Origin of the sequence: Capnocytophaga sp. oral taxon 323, from assembly GCF_001278825.1 — a bacterium.
GTDB classification, from domain to species: Bacteria; Bacteroidota; Bacteroidia; order Flavobacteriales; family Flavobacteriaceae; genus Capnocytophaga; species Capnocytophaga ochracea.
Genome location: NZ_CP012589.1, coordinates 1,457,394 through 1,473,705, shown reverse-complemented (window position 1 = coordinate 1,473,705; position 16,312 = coordinate 1,457,394). Strand labels below are relative to the sequence as shown.

17 protein-coding genes are annotated in these 16,312 nt (G+C 37.7%); 7 read left to right on the top strand and 10 right to left on the bottom strand.

Features of this window, described 5'->3' with window-relative positions; genetic code table 11:
• The first annotated feature begins 106 nt into the window (after window positions 1-106).
• The 3 genes from AM608_RS06330 (at window position 107) to AM608_RS06320 (ending at window position 2,925) form a co-directional block, all read left to right on the top strand.
• Window positions 107-1,018, top strand: coding sequence for an ABC transporter ATP-binding protein (locus AM608_RS06330; RefSeq protein ID WP_053581137.1), 912 nt, complete (start codon window positions 107-109; stop codon window positions 1,016-1,018).
• A gap of 62 nt (window positions 1,019-1,080) precedes the next feature.
• Entirely contained in the window at window positions 1,081-1,692 is a 612-nt protein-coding gene (locus tag AM608_RS06325; protein ID WP_002673909.1) for a PASTA domain-containing protein, read from the top strand.
• 174 nt (window positions 1,693-1,866) lie between these two features.
• Window positions 1,867-2,925 carry an RluA family pseudouridine synthase gene (locus AM608_RS06320; RefSeq protein WP_009417281.1) on the top strand — a complete coding sequence of 353 codons (1,059 nt, stop codon included), beginning with the start codon at window positions 1,867-1,869 and terminating at the stop codon, window positions 2,923-2,925.
• 193 nt (window positions 2,926-3,118) lie between these two features.
• Here AM608_RS06320 and AM608_RS06315 read toward each other — a convergent pair whose 3' ends face one another.
• The 8 genes from AM608_RS06315 to AM608_RS06280 all read right to left on the bottom strand — a co-directional run bounded on the left by AM608_RS06315 (window position 3,119) and on the right by AM608_RS06280 (window position 8,243).
• Window positions 3,119-3,469 carry a nucleotidyltransferase domain-containing protein gene (locus AM608_RS06315; protein ID WP_053581136.1) on the bottom strand — a complete coding sequence of 117 codons (351 nt, stop codon included), beginning with the start codon at window positions 3,467-3,469 and terminating at the stop codon, window positions 3,119-3,121.
• A 70-nt stretch (window positions 3,470-3,539) separates the two neighbouring features.
• A complete protein-coding gene (locus tag AM608_RS06310) occupies window positions 3,540-4,097 on the bottom strand; it encodes a hypothetical protein (protein WP_157466275.1) in 558 nt (185 codons plus the stop codon).
• 14 nt (window positions 4,098-4,111) lie between these two features.
• The gene (locus AM608_RS06305; RefSeq protein WP_253273448.1) at window positions 4,112-4,756 is read right to left on the bottom strand and encodes a hypothetical protein; all 645 of its coding nucleotides are present in this window, start codon (window positions 4,754-4,756) and stop codon (window positions 4,112-4,114) included.
• Window positions 4,738-5,382, bottom strand: coding sequence for a hypothetical protein (locus AM608_RS06300; RefSeq protein WP_172672749.1), 645 nt, complete (start codon window positions 5,380-5,382; stop codon window positions 4,738-4,740). The genes AM608_RS06305 and AM608_RS06300 overlap by 19 nt, the downstream gene beginning before the upstream one ends.
• Window positions 5,364-6,008 (bottom strand): hypothetical protein, encoded by a 645-nt coding sequence (locus AM608_RS06295; RefSeq protein WP_082315831.1) that lies wholly within the window; start codon window positions 6,006-6,008, stop codon window positions 5,364-5,366. Before AM608_RS06295 ends, AM608_RS06300 begins: the two co-directional genes overlap by 19 nt.
• Window positions 5,990-6,835, bottom strand: coding sequence for a C39 family peptidase (locus AM608_RS06290; RefSeq protein WP_053581131.1), 846 nt, complete (start codon window positions 6,833-6,835; stop codon window positions 5,990-5,992). The genes AM608_RS06295 and AM608_RS06290 overlap by 19 nt, the downstream gene beginning before the upstream one ends.
• Window positions 6,836-6,869: 34 nt before the next feature.
• Complete coding sequence (locus AM608_RS06285; protein WP_053581130.1) at window positions 6,870-7,547, bottom strand: hypothetical protein; 678 nt, start codon at window positions 7,545-7,547, stop codon at window positions 6,870-6,872.
• Window positions 7,548-7,550: 3 nt separating this feature from the next.
• Window positions 7,551-8,243, bottom strand: coding sequence for a hypothetical protein (locus AM608_RS06280; RefSeq protein WP_053581129.1), 693 nt, complete (start codon window positions 8,241-8,243; stop codon window positions 7,551-7,553).
• Window positions 8,244-8,361: 118 nt separating this feature from the next.
• Here AM608_RS06280 and AM608_RS12780 point away from each other — a divergent pair, with 118 nt between their 5' ends.
• Window positions 8,362-8,478, top strand: a complete 117-nt coding sequence (locus AM608_RS12780) for a cysteine peptidase family C39 domain-containing protein (RefSeq protein WP_009420765.1) — start codon at window positions 8,362-8,364, stop codon at window positions 8,476-8,478.
• A 267-nt stretch (window positions 8,479-8,745) separates the two neighbouring features.
• On the opposite strand, the gene AM608_RS06275 is transcribed toward AM608_RS12780, so the two are convergent.
• Window positions 8,746-10,500 carry a TonB-dependent receptor gene (locus AM608_RS06275; protein ID WP_053581128.1) on the bottom strand — a complete coding sequence of 585 codons (1,755 nt, stop codon included), beginning with the start codon at window positions 10,498-10,500 and terminating at the stop codon, window positions 8,746-8,748.
• A 113-nt stretch (window positions 10,501-10,613) separates the two neighbouring features.
• On the bottom strand, window positions 10,614-13,619 hold the full coding sequence (locus AM608_RS06270) for a tetratricopeptide repeat protein (protein WP_053581127.1): 3,006 nt from the start codon (window positions 13,617-13,619) through the stop codon (window positions 10,614-10,616).
• Between the two features lie 1,006 nt (window positions 13,620-14,625).
• Between AM608_RS06270 and AM608_RS06260 the strand changes: the two genes are divergently transcribed.
• The 3 genes from AM608_RS06260 (at window position 14,626) to AM608_RS06250 (ending at window position 16,276) form a co-directional block, all read left to right on the top strand.
• Complete coding sequence (locus tag AM608_RS06260; RefSeq protein ID WP_053581125.1) at window positions 14,626-15,057, top strand: 2TM domain-containing protein; 432 nt, start codon at window positions 14,626-14,628, stop codon at window positions 15,055-15,057.
• 27 nt (window positions 15,058-15,084) lie between these two features.
• A complete protein-coding gene (locus tag AM608_RS06255) occupies window positions 15,085-15,579 on the top strand; it encodes a dihydrofolate reductase (protein WP_053581124.1) in 495 nt (164 codons plus the stop codon).
• A 130-nt stretch (window positions 15,580-15,709) separates the two neighbouring features.
• Window positions 15,710-16,276, top strand: a complete 567-nt coding sequence (locus tag AM608_RS06250) for a 1-acyl-sn-glycerol-3-phosphate acyltransferase (RefSeq protein WP_053581123.1) — start codon at window positions 15,710-15,712, stop codon at window positions 16,274-16,276.
• The last annotated feature ends 36 nt before the right edge of the window (window positions 16,277-16,312 follow it).

The following is a 16,312-nucleotide window of genomic DNA, read 5'->3' as shown; positions in this document are numbered from 1 at the left end:
GGGGAGGTGTGAGTCCTTAGGGCACAGGAAAACTTTGCCGAAGTGTGGGAAGCAATATACGAATTGCATAATTTGCAAAGCGCGAATATTTACATATAAATAAACAATGCTAAATTTTAAAAATATATTTTTTGCTTATGAAGGGCAAGACCCTATACTGCAAGACATTTCCTTTGAGTTGGCGCAAGGTGAGCACCTTTCGCTGATGGGAGAAAGTGGTTGTGGCAAGAGTACCTTGCTAAAAGCTATTTATGGTCTTATTGATGTGCAAGAAGGTACTATACACTTCCACAACGAGCGCGTAAGGGGTCCTTCTTGGCAGTTAGTGCCTGGGTTTAAAACGATGAAATACCTTGCACAGGACTTTGGGTTAGGCCCTTATCACACGGTAGCTGAAAATGTAGGAAAGTTTATCTCTAACCTCGATTTAACCTATAAAAAAGAGCGCGTAATGGAGTTGCTCACCTTGGTCGGAATGGAACGTTTTGCGCCCTTAAAAGCACTGAACCTCAGCGGTGGTGAGAAACAGCGTGTGGCATTGGCAATGGCATTGGCACAAGAACCTCAATTGTTATTGCTTGACGAACCTTTTAGTCAGGTGGATAATTTTAGAAAGAACGAACTACAACGCACTCTCTTCACCTATTTGAAAGAGCAAAACATTAGCTGTATAGTGGCTACTCACGACGGTAAAGATGCCCTTTCTTATTCCGATAAAACCCTTATTATGCGTGACGGGAAGCTATTGTTTTTTAACAATACGCTTTCGGTTTATTTCCAAAATACCGATTATTACACTGCTTCTCTGTTTGGAGAAGTGAGTTGGCATAACGGTAAGCTCTTCAAACCCCAACAGATTACCATTACAGCAACCTCTGATTGGGAAGCTACTGTACAATACTGTTATTTTCAAGGAGCACAATACCTTATAGAAGCTACTTCGGTAGAAGGGAAAGTGTACTTCTACAACGATACCCCCATAGAGAAAGGGGAGAAGGTGTGGTTGAGGATATTGTAGGGGGCTGTATTGTCCTTTTCAAAAATATTTGTACCTTTGCACCATAACAATACTTGCAAAGTATGGAAAAGATTAAAGAATTCTTAAAAAACTCAGGAAAGAAACTAGCTTGGCAATTTGCTTTTGCCATAGTGGCGTGTATTATATTAGTTTGGTGTGTATTGCAACTCTTGCGCATCTATACGGCGCACGGAGAGTACATTACAGTACCGAATTTGAGCAAGAAAACACTTACCGAAGTAGGAGTGATATTAGATAAGCAACAATTGCGTTATGAGGTGTTGGATTCTACTGAATACGACCCTAAATACCCTCCTCTATCGGTAATCAGTCAGACGCCTGAGGCTACCGAGAGAGTAAAGAAGAACCGCAAAATATACCTTAACATCAATCCGTCGGGCTATCATAAAGTAACAGTGCCTAAGGTGATACAAGTAACGCGCCGGAATGCAGTAGCTACCTTGCAATCGGTAGGGCTTGCCATCGGGAGGGTTACATATGTGAACAATATTGGGAAAGATATGGTATTGGAGATGCAACACGACGGTAAACCCGTACAACCTGGCGATAAGCTTATTAAAACCTCACGTATAGACCTTGTGTGTGGCAACGGCTTAGAGGCTCGGGATACTATCCCTACCGAAATACCTATTGAAGAACTGATGGGGGACTAGTGCGAGCCGCACAGGCAGTCGTAGCACGACGGGCGGTGTGAGCCACACTAGCAAGTGTGAGTCGCACGGGCAAGTGTGAGCAATGCAGACTATTATAAATTTAAACTTTGGTAAGGGGTGTAGCACGCACGCTATTAGAAACTTTGGCAAAGTTTGTGGCGCAAATGTAAGGTAATGCGTGATATAGACGAGATAGAAGATTTAGACGATTTAGAACCAGACGGAGAGGGAGCTCCATCTCTTTACGAGCATTACTCCTTTACGGCGGGCAAAGGGCAAGAACCTTTGCGCGTAGATAAATTCTTGATGAATTTTGTAGAGAATGCCACCCGCAACAAGGTGCAACAAGCAGCCAAGCAGGGTAATATTTTTGTGAATGGCGAGCCTGTAAAGTCTAATCATCGTGTGAAAGCTAATGACGAAGTAAAGGTACTTTTTCCTCACCCTCCTCACGAGGATTTATTGGTGCCCGAGAATATTCCTTTAAACATAGTATACGAAGACGATAGCCTTTTGGTGGTAAATAAACCTGCGGGTATGGTGGTACACCCTGGTCACGGCAACTACAGCGGAACGCTCATCAACGCATTGGTATATCATTTTGAGAACTTGCCTAACAACAGTAGCAATCGTCCTGGGTTGGTACATCGTATCGATAAGGATACTAGTGGACTTTTAGTAGTGGCTAAAACCGAAGAGGCGATGTTACACCTTACTCAACAGTTTTTTAATAAAACTACTCAACGCGAATATATAGCCCTTGTATGGGGTAATATAGAAGAAGACGAAGGAACGGTGTGCGGTCATATTGGGCGACACTTAAAAGACCGCCTGCAAATGGACGTCTTCCCCGATGGTTCTCACGGTAAAGAGGCAGTAACCCATTACAAGGTGCTAGAGCGTTTTGGTTATGTAACACTCATTTCTTGCAAGTTAGAAACAGGGCGTACACACCAGATAAGAGTACATTTAAAACACATAGGGCATACCCTTTTCAACGATGAACGTTATGGGGGCGACAAGATTCTGAAAGGAACAACTTTTGCCAAATACAAGCAGTTTGTAGAGAATTGCTTTGCGGTATTACCTCGCCAAGCTTTGCACGCTAAAACCTTAGGTTTTGAACACCCCATTACTCACAAGTACCTTAGCTTTGATAGTGAACTTCCTAATGATATGCAACAATGTATAGAGAAATGGAGGAATTATAAGAAGTCGATGGTAAGTGATTAAGGGAATAATAAAAGAGATTAAAGTATAGAAGATATAAAAATTGAGGATATAATAAACAAACAGCGGTATGAATGCTTTATTCATACCGCTGTTTGTTTTGTTAGTATATAATTGTTAGTTGTTACTTAGGCTAAACAGATAACGTACTCCTGCAAAGGCTTGTACGCCTTGTGAAGGATAATACAACCATTTTTTATAGTGCTGTAGTATATTCCTTGAGATGCTTTAAAAAATGATGAGGGTCTAACAAAATAAATCCTTTAGAAATCATATCAATATACACTCCTTTGTTAGAGAGAAAATCTTCATAAAGGGTGTATTCAATGCTTTCTACCGAGAAAATGATAAGTTGTAAAGTAATACCTTTGTAATTGAGAGTTTTAATGATTTTTTGTATTCTCTCAGTAGTAAAGATGATAACATCTACATCTGAATAGATCGTTTCTTTACCTTCAGCATAACTTCCCGTTATAAGGGTAGCGTACTGATGAGAGTAATTTTTGATGATATATTCTTTTACAAGCTCAATAATTTTTGGATTCATAAATATTAGTTTTAAAAACAAAAGCTATCAAGAAAGATGATAGCTTTTGTAGTGTTTTACTTTAAATTATTTATTTGCCTAAATAGTCTTTTAAGAATGCATAATAATCCCTGTACTTCTTATCAATAACACCCATTTTTTGAAATACACAAAACTGTTTCTGTAAAAAATCCATAGGATAAGCTGTATTAATTGATTTTTCTAATAAATCAGTAAGAACTTCTTTAGCTTTTCTCTCGTCCAAATATCTCTCTATAGTGTAATTAATACTGAGAGGAAAAATCACTTTCCTCTCAGTATAAAAAATAGAAATACCATTCACATTCTTAGTTTCTTTACTCCCAAAATCAAAAGCTTTTTCCTCATCCTCAGCAAGTGTTTTTATTTCTTGAATGATGAGGTTAATTTTTCTTTTAGAGACTTTGTGTTCTCTCAAAGTCTTTTCAAGCATTTGTAAAGATTTCTCAAAATAACCAAACATAGAGACAATACAAACATCTTTCTCTATATTTTGCATAATAATATCGAAATATTGTGTGTTGTAAAAGCGAGCTCCTATTCCAAAGTTTTCGCAGTCGTAAACACTTTCTTGGGCTTGAGAGAAAATAGGAATTGAGAGAAAGAACACTCCTATACTGATAATTACTTTCCTATACTGCATTTACCTAAATAGTCTTTTAAAAAAGCTTCATAATTCTTAAAGCTCTTATCAATGGTGCCATACCCTTCTATCACAGCTCCTTTTCGTTGATAAATACAAAAAGTATTATCTAAAAACGATACTCCGCAACTACTGTTAGTCTCTTCTGCTAAAAGAGCTTCTATCACTTTTTTAGCTTGCTTCTCACTTAGGTACTTTTCTATAACCTGAGTTAAAGGTAATATGGAAGTCAAAGGGTCAAAAGTTGTTATATTAGTAATATCAGTATTACTGTATATAGAAATAAGTTCAGCATTTTTAGTTGGGGTACGGTCTACTTCTAAAACTTTTTCTCCATCCCAATGACTCATTTCTTTTATCTGGTTAATAATCTTCTTTCTTTTTGCAGAAGATACCCCATAACTTTTTAATTGAAAATTTAGCACAGCTAACGATTTATCAAAATAACCAAATTGCGAATAAATCACAAAATTCTTTTTGATAGTTCTTAGCCTTATATTCAAAAGTTGCTCGGTATGTCTTGTTCCTATTCTATTTTCACAATCAACAGAACTTTTGTCTTGTGAAAATGAAGAGATAGAGAACAACAATAAAGACATAAAAATTACTAATTTCCTATACTGCATTTACCTAAATAGTCTTTTAAAAAAGCTCGATAATCCTTAAAACTCTTATCAATAGAACCATACCCTTCTATCAAAGTACCTGCTCTTTGATAAAAGCAGAAATTATCTTCCAAATAGCTAACGGCACACTTACAATTAAAATTCTTCTCCAATAAGCCTTCTATCACCTCTTTTGCTTTTTCTTTACTTAAATACTTCTCTATAACTCGATTCAAAGAAATTTTAACCGTTAGAGGATCTACTTGTGTGAAATTAGTAAAATCAAAATGATTGAAAATAGATATTAACTCCGAGTTTTGAGGTTCTTTTAAACCATACTCTTGAAGTTTTTTACCAGACCATCCAGTCATTTTTCTAATTTGCTTAATAATCTGTTCTCTTTCCTTCTGAGCTACACCATAACTCTCCAACTGACTATTAAGCACTTCTAATGATTTATCAAAATAACCATATACTGAATATATCTCAAAGTCTTTTTTAATAGTTCTGAGCCTTATAGTCAATTGTTGCCCTGTGTACGTCTGTCCTATTCTGAAATTTTCACAATCAAAAGGGAGCTCTTGTGCAAATAAAGAGATAGAGAACAACAATAAAGACATAAAAATTACTAATTTCCTATACTGCATTTACCTAAATAGTCTTTTAAAAAAGCTTCATAATTCTTAAAGCTCTTATCAATGATACCATACCCTTCTATCACAGCTCTTTTTCGTTGATAAATACAAAAAGTATTTTTTAAAAACGCCTCTACACAGCCACTGTTAGCTTGGTCTGTTAAAAGACCATCTATTACTCTTTTAGCTTGTGTTTCACTTAAGTACTTCTCTATAACTTGAATCAAAGGTAACATAGATGTTAAGGGGTCAAAAGTTGTGATATTAGTAATATCAGTATTGTTGTATATATAAAGAAATTCAGCATTTTTAGTTGGAGTACGATCAACTTCTAAAACTTTTTCTCCATCCCAATGACTCATCTCCTTTATCTGGTTAATAATCTTCTTTCTTTTTGCAGAAGATACCCCATAACCTTTTAATTGAAAATTTAGCACAGCTAACGATTTATCAAAATAACCATAAAAAGAATAAATCACAGAGTTTCTTTTGATTGTTCTTAGCCTTATATTCAAAAGTTGTTCTGTATATCTTGGTCCTATTCTATTTTCACAATCAACAGAAGTTTTGTTTTGTGCAAATAAAGAGATAGAGGACAACAATAAAGATAAAAAGATTACTAATTCCCTATGCCACATCCTTTCCACCAATCTTCATTATTTCTGTATTTCCTTGTTTTTTTATCATCCTGCATCCCCTCAATCTCTACTAAATTTTTAAACATAGTAGGATCATAGTTAACATTCCTCATTCCCCCGGTAGCTAATGGATCGGCTAAAGTGATTTGATTAGTACTTGGATCATACCCTACAATCACCACTGCGTGTCCATTGTTAGACCCTTCAGAGGAATAATTCATCAAAATAGGGTGCTCTTTGCTAAGTGAATTTTTTATTTGCTCTAAGTTCCCATATTCAAGAAGATTATTCTTGAAAAAAGTATCACATATACGATACATTTCAACATCTGTAATACCTCTTACTTCTTTTTTTCCTGTTATAGGATCTAGAACTGGATAATAAAACTGACGAATAGCCTTTTCTTTACTATCTATCCCTATTGATTCTGCAAAATCACTTTTGTTTATTCCTTTTTTGTCTCCTCCATAAAATTTAGAGAGAAATTCAAAAGCAAGCATTCCACATTCCGCTGTACTTCCTACTTGTTGACACATACCAGGCAGGTTCTTCAATTTTAGTGGAGGACCTGGTTCTGGAGGGGTTTCTTCGGGAGTATAACCTCCGCCGGCACCACCATAATTATCATAATCCTCATAGCCAGGACTAAAATCGTTAGGGAATAAGCCTCCTCCTCCTCCGATAGGAGAGCCATATACAGTGACCTCGTCTAAATCGTGGATATAATCGAACCATCCACCGCCTACACAACTTTGGGCATCTTGCTCTTTGAGAGTTTCCATTTCTTCCTCTAATTGAGAGAAAGATAAAATTTGTTTATTTTTCATTTTATTTGATTGATTTTAAAGTGTCATCAGGTTATTATTCTTTATATCGTAGGGTGTGTTCTAAAGGCTTCCAATATTTATTAAAACACTTCTTAGCTTTATCAGTATAAAAACAAGTATAATCAATAAAACTCTTCCCTTTGCGGAGTATAAATAATTTCTCAATATATTTATATTCTTTTCCGTTCTCTTTAAGATAAAATTCAGAAGGCAAACTAAAAGTGTACTTAAAAGCACTATCAGCATTAAAAATCTTCTTTGCTTGTTGTGATGTGTAATAAGTTACTTTTTCTTGCCATTTTTCATCCCTATTGTTTTCCAAATAAGTAAAATTATCTACCATACGTCTTTCTATTTCCTTATTTGCGTCAGCAATAGAGTCAAGAGACAGAAAAACAACCATCTCAGCATCTTTTGATTTTAAAAAGGAGTAATCACATCCCCAACCATTAGAAACACTACGCCTTAGCGCAAGATAAAGTTTTGTGTTAGACAAGCAATAATTTAGAGTATCATAATCGTTAAATATTTTTGATTTTTTAAAGAAGATTCCTTTTGCAACAATCTTTTCAAGTAGATAAATTCTACTTTTGTCACTTTTCTCTTTTTGCGAAAGTATTTTAACTGTTATTAACTTATCTTGTTCTTTTTGGGAAAAAATAGGTAAAGGAATAGAAAAAAAGTATATTAAAAACAATAAATTTATTTTCATACGTTATCTATTACTAACTTCATATAAGCCTGTAGCTTGCTGAGTACTACCATTAACATTATTAGTAGGATCATAATAATAAAAAGTAGTTGTGCCATCCGCATTATTGGTAACACCTGTTAAAACTGTAAGATGATCTATTCGAGTAGCACTGTCATAAAATGACATTATAACTTGATTATTACCATAGTAACTCCTTCCATTTGATCTTAGGTGTGCGGTACTTCCCATTTCTTGCACATTAAAACCTCCGTAGCTTCCAATAGTAGGAATATCTCTTGTTCTAACCCCTCCATTAGATAAAGGCTCATATCCTAAATTAGCTTTAGTTTGTTCATAATAGAAACAAGCATCATGCCTACTACCATCAAGATAATCAAAAACGTTAAATACGCAAGAGGGTTTACACGGGTGTGGCTGTTGAAATTGAGGAGGGATAATATCATCTTGATCATACTCTGGTGTATAACCTCCTCCGGCGCCACCATAATCCTCATAATCCTCATAGCCAGGACTAAAATCGTTAGGAAATAAGCCTCCTCCTCCTCCGATAGGAGAGCCATATACAGTGACCCCGTCTAAATCGTGGATATAATCGAACCATCCACCTCCTACACAACTTTGAGCATCTTGCTCTTTGAGAGCTTCCATCTCTTCCTCTAATTGAGAAAAAGATAATGTTTGAATACTTCTCATTTTATTTGAAAATTTAAGGAAAACACCGCAAAGGTAACTCATAAAAAAGTAATCACCAAATATTTTGCATATTTAAAATATTCAATACTTTTATCTTCAGAATAAAACTAATGAATATATGAAGTTTAAAACCTTCCCTATTGATAGACAAATGAATATGATGGACTGCGGAGTAGCCTGCTTGAAAATGATTTGCAAATACTACTCTCTTCAGTTGTGTGAGTCCTCAACGTAACCAATCCGCAAAGCCGACCAAATAGTGGTAATGCAAGACGGAAACTGTGGTAGAAATAGGCAATCACGAAGTGTTAATGCAATTAGGAGGACGTTACAGTCAGCTTGTAAAATCACAATTAGACATCAATACATAATTTATTCCTCACTAGTTTCATCTGCCTGTATAACTCTCTCTTGTCTCTCGTATACAACTACAAAGAAAATGATAAAAGCAGCGGTATGAATGCTTTATTCATACCGCTGTTTGTTTTGTTAGTATAAATTGTTACTTGTTACTTAGGCTAAACAGATAACGCACTCCTGCAAAGGCTTGTACACCTTGTGAAGGATAATACAACCATTTTTTATAGTGCTCACTGGTGAGGTTGTTGGCTTTTAAGAATACTTGCCAATGTTTGTTGAAAGTGTAATCGGCGTGGAAATTGATATCAAAATAACCTTCCAAAGAGAGCTTATCAGGAATAGGATTTGCAACAGTTACGTAATCGAGGTCATAACGTTTTCCTACATAAAAGAAGTCGAATCCAGCAAATAGATTGGGTAATATTCTAAAATCGGTGAAGAGAGATACTCGTGTGCTGGGCAAGTTCCAAGCGGTTTTATTTTTCTGTACACGGGCGTTATAGTTATTATATCTTCCTTCAAAGGTAAAAGAGAAAACATCTTTTATATTTCCTCCGATAGAAGCTAAAAGCTCCATATCGTTTACTTCGTCGTACACTAACTTAAAAGAGTTGTTATATTGATAAGGCAATATTTCGGTAGCGATAGTAGGTGTCTCGGAATTGGTAGTAAACAGAGGCATCTCTTTGTATTGGCGATAGCTTCCTTGTATGCGATAAAGCAAATCGGAAGTTACTTTTCCTTTAAGGGCTACAAAAGCATCGGCTTGCACATTGGTAGGCTTAATTTCTTGCATAGGTGAGAGAAAAGGATTCTCTTTGGTGAGTTTCTCTACTGTGTTTTGTTGCATAATACCGCGTATACCTGCGTGCAAAATAGCATCGGCAGTTAGCGGATAAGAAGCCTCTACATCAGGATAAGCTTTAAACTTGCTTTCATCGGACTGGTTTGCATCTACATACATCAAAGCAATGCCTAATTTTAAGTCCAAATTCTCGATAGACAAATGATAAGAAGGATTTACCCCAAAGAGCGTCCAACGATTGTTAAGCTCGTTTACTAAGTTATTTTGACGGGTAAAACTACCATTGTAATAATCGAGAATTACATTGGTACGAACTTTTTGGTCATCGGTAAGAGGAATTTCGAAGGTGGGTTGTGCTTTTACATTCAATTCTTTACTATCGAAATGGTCGTAGAGCCCGCGTACGCTGAAATCAAGTCCTTTAAAGTAAGGATTAGACCATTGGAGGTAACCTCCTACGCCATAATCGAAATAGGTTTGGTGTACATCATCTACTTTTCCAATCAACTGTTGTCTTGTATAAGAAGCGGGACGGATACCATACCAGTTGTGCAAACGGCGACCTATATCGGCATTGAGCCCCCAGAGTACATCTTGGTTCTGAAAATCATAACGCAACTCAGCCGATGAGAGCGCATAATTGGTATCGGTGTATACCTCGTCCATATCATCATTGGCTGAGATGTGATTCAGTAAGAAAGAGGCGTTACTGTTATCAGTTACTGGGAGAGTGATATTGGCATCGGCATAAAAAGTATTGAGCATACCGAAACCGCCACCGAGATAAGAATCTAAATAGTCTTCGCGAACGACTTTTGGTTTCACCGAAGCTGCTTTGCCTTTTTCGGGAACAAAAGTAGAGGCTACCGGTACCGAATAGATGGTATAGTTGATTTGTTTTTTCTTAACGGTAAGCGAATCTTTTATGTTTGCATCTTCACGCTTTTTGTCGGCGTCGGCGATTGTAGGAGCATATGATTTTACCACATCTACCACTTTGGTAGAGAGGCTGTCTTTACGGCTTTGAGCGACTGCCATTGTTGAGGCAGAGAACAAAAGCATTGTTAGAATATATGTGATGTGTTTGTTCATTTGTTTAGAAATTAGGGTTTAGGAGGGAGATTCAACTTTGCCAAAGGAGCGAGCCGCACAGGCAAAAACTTTGGAAAAGTGTATATTAACCATTAACAATTAATCATTAACCATTATTTTACTGATGAATTACTTTTAGCGGCTTCGGCTTTTACTACTGCGAGTTCTTTTTTGGCTTCGGCTACTATTTCAGGAAACTCTTTAAAGTTTTTAATTACACTTTCTAAGACGTAAGAGGCTTGATAAGCGTCTTTGAGTCCGTAGAAGTTTTTAGCCATTACAATAAGGCTCTTAGCAGCGAACTCTTTGTGTCCGCCATAGTCTTTAGCAATCTTTTGAACTACGTCATTAGAGGCTTTGTAGTTACCGTCTTTATTTTTAAAATAAGCATCGTAATACAAGGCTTCGGCAGCGAGGCTACCCGTAGCGGTTTTCTGTACCTCTTGGTAATATTTGCGAGCTTGGGTTTCATTTCCTGCTTGACTATAAGCACGAGCCAACACTATATAAGCATCGTTCTTGATACGTGTATCGATAGATTTTTCTTCTAATACCTTATTGGCATATTCAATAGCTTTATCGTACAGTTTTTCGTTATAGCACACGCGCATTAGGTTGCTTTGTGCATAAGTTTTGTTCTGTGCGATAGTAGCGGTTCGTTCGAGGTCTTCGAGATAAGGTTTAGCTTTTAGGTAGCTACCTGCTTCAAGAAGGATTTGACACACACGAGTAAGCGATTGCTCGCCGTATTCATTAGAACCGCTTTTGGTTACATTTTCGTAATGTGTAAGCGCTTTAGCCTTTTGCCCACTATTGAAATACATTTGTGCTAAGTAAAACTCGGCATTGGTGCGACGCATACCATTAGGGAACTCTTTAAGGTATTTTTCAAAACCTGAAATAGCCTCTTTGGTATTGTTTTGCATATATTGTCGTTCGGCAGCTTCATAAGTAGCTCCTTCGAGTTCGAGGTCAGTTACCTCTACATATCCCAAACCTTTAGCCCACGATGCGTATTCGTTTACATTACCCATATCTACATAAATGAGTTTTGCGGAAGCTACTGCTTGTGAGGCTTCGTTGGTATTAGGATAGTCTTTGGCGATAGTTTGGAAAAGCGTTAAGGCTTTTTGGTTTTCGTTTCTATTATAATATACTAAACCTTCGCGGAGCATTGCACGAGGCACGAGCACATTGCCTTTATACTCTTTGGCAAGTTGCTGATAGTACTGTAATCCCTTTTGGGTATTTCCTTTGGTTACATAAGCATTCCCTAATTCAAACAAAGCGTTAGGGCGCAGATTAGAGCTTTTGTAGTTCTTAACGAAACGCTCTAAGTCTTCAATTTTGCTATTGAGGCGGTCTACGAACCCATAACTAATAGCCTTTTGGTAGGCGGCATAATCTTGGTCAGAAGATTTAGCTTCGATGAGTTTGTTATATCCTTCCATTGCAGGCCAGTATTTACCTGTTACGAAGTAAGAATCGGCGAGACGGAGTATAGCGTCGTGTTTCCAACTGCTGTTCTTAGGGTTTTGTTTGAGGTACTTCTCGAAATTAGCGATAGCACCTGCATAGTTTTTTTGATTGAAATTAGCATAAGCTAAACCGTAGAAGCCTTTTGCATACTCTTCGGTTTTAGGAGCTGATGAATTATGGAGAAACTGAGTAAAATAGGATTCGGCACCTTTGTAATCTTTCAGCTGATAAGCAGTTTCACCAGCCCAATAGGTAGCACGAGCGGCAAGCGCAGAATTACCACCGATGGCTTTCTGCAAATATTTTAACGCCTCGTTGTATTGCAATTCATTAAAAAGCTCTAACCCGCGATAGAAGGCTACTTTTTTATAGGTTTCTTTGTCCTTAGGGTCGTTAGACTTTTCGAGCAGACTGATAGCGGCTTGATAGTTACCAGATGAAATATAAGAGTCGACTAAGAGCGACTGTATTTCGTCTTTATGGTCGTTAGGATAAGCCGAAGCGTATGCTTGTAGCACATTGGGGACACTCTCGTAAGGGTTACCGATTTCATAACTGAGGCGGGCGTAGTTCAGATGAGCATCTTTTTTAATTTGCTTATCGAAGTCCATTTGAGAGGCATTGCGGAAAGCGTTGAGAGCCTCTTGCTTTTGGTTGGTTTTCAAGTAGCATTCGGCTAAATGATAATACGCATTTTGAGCGACGCTATCGTTTCCGCCTACGATTTTGTTGAACTGCTCGATAGCTGCTTTATAATCGTTATTTTTGTAATGAGCGTATCCTATATAGTAATAATCGGTATTGGAGAACCTACCTTTTTTACCTTTATAGTTTTGCAAGTAAGGGATTGCTTCTTTGTATTTCTTGAGGTTGAAGTAGCTTTCGCCTATAATCTTATTGAGCTCAGATACTTCTTGAGCATTTTTGGTTTTAGCGAGCTGTTTCTGTCCTTCGGTGATAGCTTCTTGATAAAGAGCTTGTTTGAAGTACATATTGGCTTGGAAGTAAGACACGTTTTTGGTGAGTGAAGCATCTTCTTCTTGTACTTCGCGGAAGTAGCTTTCAGCCTTAGAATAATCGTCTTTATCATAGGCGATATATCCTAAGTAATACTTGGCATTGGCACCGTATTCTTTGGTGTTTTGTACCGACTCGAAATAAGGTTTAGATTCGGCTTGTTTGCCGGTTTGGAAGAGGCAAAAGCCTTTTTGGAAGTTGTATTTAGCTTTATCGCTACTGCTTATGCTTTGGTCGTCGATAGCCTCGTACCAAGCGAGTGCATCTTCGTAGTTGCCCTGCTGATAATAGATGTTAGCCATTTGCAAATAGGCTTCGGAGCTCAGAGGAGAGTCGGGGTGATTGACGATAAAGTTATTCACTAGCGCATCGGCTCCGTCTTGATTGAGGATAGCGGCAATAGTGGCTACGTAGTATTCACTTTGGGTTTGGATAGCTCTATCGGGATTCGAGGTTTGTTCTTTTCGGAACAAGTTCTGGGCAGGCTGATAGAGCTTGCGATTGTAGAGTTCCACTGCCTTTTGGTATTGGCTTTGTGGATGGGTAATCATTTCAGTTTCTTGTGCCCATAACAGAGGGCTAAACGCCATCAGTGAGAGCACTGAAAAAAGTGTTTTTTTCATAATGTTTTAATAATTAGATGTTAGGATATGAGGAATAGATGGGGCAAAGATAAGAAATAATTATGAAATACGAATAAAAAGAGGAGAAATATTTGTGTGAAGGGGAAGCAGGCCTTAGGCACTAGGAGGGGGAAGCGACAAGCGGGAGGAAAATGAGAAAATGAGAAAATGAGAAAATGAGAGAATGGGGAAATGAGGAAATTAGGAAATGAGAAAATTAGGAAATGAGAAAATTAGGAAATGAGAAAATAGGGATTGTCAGTTTATTCAACTTTGGCAAAGGTCGTAGTACGACGGGCGATTAACTTTGCCAAAGTTTGAGATGAAAAAGCGATGTGTTAGGGCTGTTAGGAGTGCTCGAAAGGAAACAGAGAAGTTCGGAAGAGGAGAGGGAGAGGTTTTGTTGAAAAAAGGGTATTAGATGGGTGGGGTTAGCTTATAGAGAGCTTATAGGAAGCTTATACGAATCTTGGACGATTGGTATAGAAAGGGTATATAAGTAATTGATTTATACCGTAATATAACAACGCTAAAAATGTTAAAAACGGGGTTTCGAGGCGAAAGAAAGGGAAAAGGCACTAGGCCTTAGGCCATAGGCACTAGGAGGGAGTATGACGGAAAGGAGAAGGGATAATTAGAGAATTAGCAAATTTGAAAATGAGAAAATGAGGAAGAGAAATTAGGTAATTAGTAAATTGGAAAATAAGAAAATGGCGAGGTGTGGGGTCTTAGGGAATAGGCACTAGGGGGGAGTATGACGAAAAAGGGAAGAAATGACGAATGACAAGGGACGAATGACGGAGGTAATATGAGGTTATAGCGCGACGGGGCAGTCGTAGCACGGCTGGTAAATTAATTAGCAAATTTATGTGAAGTACACAGGCGTTTTATTAATAGCAGATGAGCAGATGAGAAGTGACAAAAATAATATAAATAGTGTATAATTCTTTCGTGGATAGCATATTTTTCTTACTTTTGCACCAAAATCTTAAAAACAGATAATAGAATGGCAGACACTCAACTCACTCCCGAACAATATGAACTTTTCAAAAATGCTGAAAATCGTCTCAAACAGAAACGATTGTTATATCTTCACTTCTTTGTCTTTGTGTTAGGCTCTATCTTTTTTGTAGTAGCCAATAAGGTATTAGACTACGGAGCGACCTATAATTGGTATTTGTGGGCGATACTCTTATGGCTTTTCATCTGGCTGTGGCACGCTATGAATGTATTTATTTTGCATCGCTTCTTAGGAAAGGAATGGCAAGAAAAGCAACGCGAACAACTGATAGCAGCCCAACAGAAAAAACTTATAAAGATGGAAGCCGCAGTAGAAAAAGAGCTTGCTACACAAAAGGAACAAGCAAAACGTGAATTGGCAGCTGAACAGGCTGAGAAAGATAACGAGCAAACCAATACGCCATCTACAAACTTTTAACTGTTCACTTTTCACTATTCACTAAATATGATAACTCTTATAGCTGCTGTTGCCGAGAATAATGCTATTGGCAAAGGAGACCAACTGTTATGGCATTTGCCTGAAGATTTTAAGCATTTCAAACGCCTCACGACGGGACACTGCATTATAATGGGACGGAAGACTTTCGAGACTTTCCCCAAGCCTTTGCCTAACCGTATACATATTGTTATTACGCGCCAGAAAGGGTATACAAAAGAGGGTGCTGTGGCGGTTTCTTCAGTTGAAGAGGCGATAGAAAAGGCTTTGGCAATAGACCCTAACCCTTACGTGATAGGCGGTGGAGAAATCTATGCGCAAGCCCTTCCCTTTGCCGATGTGATAGAACTCACACGGGTACATCATACTTTTGCCGAAGCTGATGTATTCTTTCCTAAGTTTAACCGTGAAGAATGGGAGTTAGTAGCCTCTGAGCGTTTTGAAAAAGACGAACGGCACGCTTATGGGTTTACTTTTGAAAGATACGTTGTAACACGGTCGTAGCACAACGGGTAGCCGTAACACGGCGGACAGTCGTAGCACGACAGGCAATTTTGTAGTGATTATGATATACCAATACTGGTAGTGAAATTGAAAATATTACGCGTAGAAGCGAGTTACAAATAGAATAAAAATGAAAAAATGGATTGGCTCCTTAGCCTTATGGCTAATGGGGTGGAAGATAGAATTACAAGGTGATTTGAAAACCTTAAACCGCTGTGTGTTAGTAGTAGCACCACACACTACTAATTGGGAGTTTGTTTTGGGTATCTTGGCTTATTGGAAGATGGAAAAACCGATTAAACTCATTATAAAAGATGCGCATACTAAAGCGTGGTATGGCTGGTTAGTGCGCAAGTTAGGAGGGATTGGCATCAATCGTTCACAGCGCAATCACTTGATAGAATTTGTTACTGAACTCTTTAAGAAAGAAGACTTTAGCTTGGTAGTAACCCCTGAGGGCACGCGTTCTAAGGTGAACAAGTGGCGTATGGGCTTCTATCATATAGCTCTTTCTGCCCAAGTACCCATAGTTTTAGGTGCTGGTGATTTCAAGAAGAAAATGATATATATCGGGAAGACCATTAGCTTAGAGGACTTACAAACGCTATCGCAAGAGCAAATAATGGAGGAAATACAGAACTTTTATAAGGATATTACTCCTAAATACCCCGAGCAGTGGAACCCTAAAATTTATTGATGTGAAAGCAGTCGTTATAAGGAATTGAATAATATA